This window comes from Aeromonas sp. R4-1 (genome assembly GCF_040908325.1).
GTDB lineage: Bacteria > Pseudomonadota > Gammaproteobacteria > Enterobacterales > Aeromonadaceae > Aeromonas > Aeromonas veronii.
Window position 1 is genome coordinate 1 of record NZ_JBFODM010000028.1, and the last position, 3,178, is coordinate 3,178.

The window sequence follows — 3,178 nt, forward strand, 5'->3', positions numbered from 1 at the left end:
CTGATCCCATGCCGAACTCAGAAGTGAAACGCGGTAGCGCCGATGGTAGTGTGGCATTCGCCATGCGAGAGTAGGACACTGCCAGGCACCCAATTAAACGGTGATGTGAAAACACATAGCCGGCTGCGAGGATGACAACTCACTGACGCGGCAAACAATTTAGCGCAAGCTAACCGAATGCGGAGCGGTAGTTCAGTCGGTTAGAATACCGGCCTGTCACGCCGGGGGTCGCGGGTTCGAGTCCCGTCCGCTCCGCCACTAATTTGAAGGCCTTCCCGATTGGGAAGGCCTTTTTGCTATGGGCGTTTTTGTCCATAAGTCCCACAGATTTGTACGCAAGAACCAACACAAAGCCCAGTCTCTCGACAGGGAGTTGGTGTTTTTAGCGTGTTAAACCGTCAACGTTTGGTTTTTACCTGTCAAGAGAGTGCCAGATAGCCGGTTATTTCCACCATTTTCTGGCTATATTCGAGCCTTGTCAGCTTCATTGGAAGTCACATGGGCGAGTCTAGAGGCGGCCAAATCAGCCTTCTGCCGCCTGCTGGTTGCAGGGCAGCTCCATATTGACCACCCCCTCTTCCATTTGCACGTCGATCTTGAAGCCCAGCAGCTTGGCTAGGTTGGGAATACCGAGATTGCCGTATTAATCAGGTATCGTTCAAGCAAATAGGCCTTCCCGACGGGAAGGCCTATTTGCTTTATCTATCAACTGATTACCATCACTCGGTTGATTTATCAGGGCTTCTCTTTGTTGCCAATGCTCAGGCCGAGCTTGATGGAGAGTGCTGCCAGTAGCAGCAGCATCATGATCAGGGAGAAGAAGTTGCTGCCGAGTTCCGGGTATTGCACCTTGAGCAGCGCGGAGTGGCCGAAGACACCGATAAAGAAGCAGAGCAGGGTACAGATGGGGGTGTTGCCCACCATGGGTTCATGGCGATAGTGCTGGAACAGCTGATAGGCCGCCAGCCAGAGGGCAATCAGCGGGAAGAAGGAGAAAGGCACAACCGAGTTGGTCAGCACGGCCAGAGAGGCATCGCCACAGATACCAATCAGCATGGCCATGGCGAGCGGTTTTTTCGGGATCATAAGCTGTTCAGTCATATCGTTCTCCATCCTGTGGTCATGGGTGAGGTTCACGGCGCTTCTGGTTTTGTACCTCGGCGCCCATGGCGATCATCCGCAGTTGGCGAATTGTTCGGTCGGAGAGTGCCCGGCACTCTTCGCTGGTCATGTCGAGTGCATCGGCACCGGCACTGAAGACGATGGTGACCATGGCTTCTGCCTGGATGTAGGCATCTTCCCGTGGTGCTTCTGTGGTGGCTTCCAGATAATCGGTCAGCTCTGCGATAAAGTGCTGGATCTCGCGAGCCACCGCCTGACGAAAGGCGGCCGAGGTGCCGGAGCGTTCCCGCAGCAGCAGCCGGAAGATGTTGGGGTTGTTCTCAACGAACTCCATAAAGGTTTGCACCGAGGTGCTGATGACACTGCCACCACCGGCAATGCGCTGGCGTGCCTGGCGCATCAGTTGGCGCAGGGTGAGACCTCCTTCGTCAACCAGGGTCAGGCCCAGCTCCTCCATATCGCGAAAGTGGCGATAGAAAGAGGTGGGTGCGATACCTGCTTCGCGAGCGACTTCCCGCAGGCTGAGATTGGAGAAACTCCGATTGGCGCACAGTTGGCTGAATGCAGCATCGATCAATGTACGCCGGGTTTTTTCTTTTTGTTGAGCGCGAATACCCACGAAATCAGTCACCTTCAGCTTATTGAGGCCAAATGATAACCCGAAGGCGCCTCAGGATCAGGTTTGTATCCTACTTTTTTACCATTGACCGTGAGGAAATCACCATAGAAAATGGCTAACAGCTGTTCGCTGAAAGGATGCAATGAGATGGCCAGACCCCCCATTATTTTCACCAATACCCTGCTGTTCTCCCTCTCCGGGATAGTGGCGTTGATTGTCGTGCCCTGGTACGGCGTGAGCCACGGTTACGATTTCTGGCAGTGGGCCAGTTTCCTGTTGTTGTTCTGCCTGAGTGGTCTCTCCATCACCGCAGGCTATCACCGGCTCTGGTCGCACAAGGCTTACAAGGCGCACCCCGCTTTGCAGTGGTTATTTGCCATCGGCGGTGCGTTGGCGCTGCAGAATTCTGCCCTGCACTGGTCGGCCGATCACCGCCGTCACCATCGTCATGTGGATGACAACGATAAAGACCCCTACAGCGCGGGGCGCGGTTTCTGGTATTCCCACATCGGCTGGATGCTGCGGGAGCATCAGGGAGATCGCTATGGCGATTACAGCAATGTGCGTGATCTGCAGAACAACCCGGTGGTCGCGTTTCAGCACCGTCACTATCTGACGCTGGCACTGGCGGCTAATCTGGGGCTGCCGCTGCTGCTCGGCCTGTGGCACGGGGATATGCTCGGCATGTTGCTGTTGGCGGGCGTGCTGAGAATGGTTATGACTCACCACACCACCTTCTTCATCAATTCGCTGGCCCACATCTGGGGCAGTCAGCCCTATACCGACCACAATACCGCTCGCGATAACGGCATCCTGGCTTTTTTCACCTTTGGCGAGGGGTACCACAACTTTCACCACCTGTTCGAGAATGACTACCGCAACGGCATTCACTGGTGGCAGTTCGATCCGACCAAGTGGTTGATCCGGCTCGCCTCCTGGTGTGGTCTGGCGGGGGATCTCAGATCCTCGCCGGAGGAGCGTATCGAACAAGCCCGGCTGCAGATGCAGCTGAAACGGGCACAAGCCAAGTTGCGCAAGCAGGAAGATCGCGAACTGTGGCAGGCGCTGCTGCAGGAGGAGTACGACAAGCTGAGCCAGCAGTTGCAACACTATTACGCCAGTCGCAAGCGGCTGCTGGAGCTGCGCAAGCGCAAGGCGCTGGCGCGCTATGACCGCCTCAAGCTGCAACTGGAGTACCGGGCCCTGCGTGACGGCTTCATCGCTGGTAAACGCAACTGGAGTCGTTTGCTGGCAGGTATTGCATGATGCCGTCCGATTATCACAGAGACTAAAAGAGAAGACCGCCTGCTGGCGGTCTTCTCTTTTATGATTCAACTCAAGCTAGTTGGCTTGGCTCTGCTGTTGCTGCAACTGATCCAGTGCCTGTTGCTCCTGCTGGCTGAGACCCAGCTGTTCACAGGCCTGCTCAAAGCTGAT

Annotated in this window: 3 protein-coding genes and 1 tRNA gene; 2 read left to right on the forward strand and 2 right to left on the reverse strand. The window is 55.7% G+C overall.

Features of this window, described 5'->3' with window-relative positions; all coding sequences use genetic code 11:
- Positions 1-181: 181 nt before the first annotated feature.
- Positions 182-258 (forward strand) — tRNA-Asp (locus AB5Y90_RS03400).
- 477 nt (positions 259-735) lie between these two features.
- On the opposite strand, the gene AB5Y90_RS03405 is transcribed toward AB5Y90_RS03400, so the two are convergent.
- Together AB5Y90_RS03405 and fabR are read right to left on the reverse strand one after the other, a co-directional pair.
- On the reverse strand, positions 736-1,101 hold the full coding sequence (locus AB5Y90_RS03405) for a YijD family membrane protein (RefSeq protein ID WP_005339919.1): 366 nt from the start codon (positions 1,099-1,101) through the stop codon (positions 736-738).
- Positions 1,102-1,120: 19 nt separating this feature from the next.
- A complete protein-coding gene (fabR, locus tag AB5Y90_RS03410; RefSeq protein ID WP_005339921.1) occupies positions 1,121-1,741 on the reverse strand; it encodes an HTH-type transcriptional repressor FabR in 621 nt (206 codons plus the stop codon).
- Positions 1,742-1,888: 147 nt separating this feature from the next.
- Here fabR and AB5Y90_RS03415 point away from each other — a divergent pair, with 147 nt between their 5' ends.
- Positions 1,889-3,007, forward strand: a complete 1,119-nt coding sequence (locus tag AB5Y90_RS03415) for a fatty acid desaturase (RefSeq protein WP_201905997.1) — start codon at positions 1,889-1,891, stop codon at positions 3,005-3,007.
- Positions 3,008-3,178: the final 171 nt, after the last annotated feature.

Bases quoted from the DNA above. Each gene is read 5' to 3' on its own strand.
- AB5Y90_RS03415 (WP_201905997.1), top strand. From the start codon at position 1,889: ATGGCCAGACCCCCCATTATTTTCACCAATACCCTGCTGTTCTCCCTC.
- AB5Y90_RS03405 (WP_005339919.1), bottom strand. From the start codon at position 1,101: ATGACTGAACAGCTTATGATCCCGAAAAAACCGCTCGCCATGGCCATG.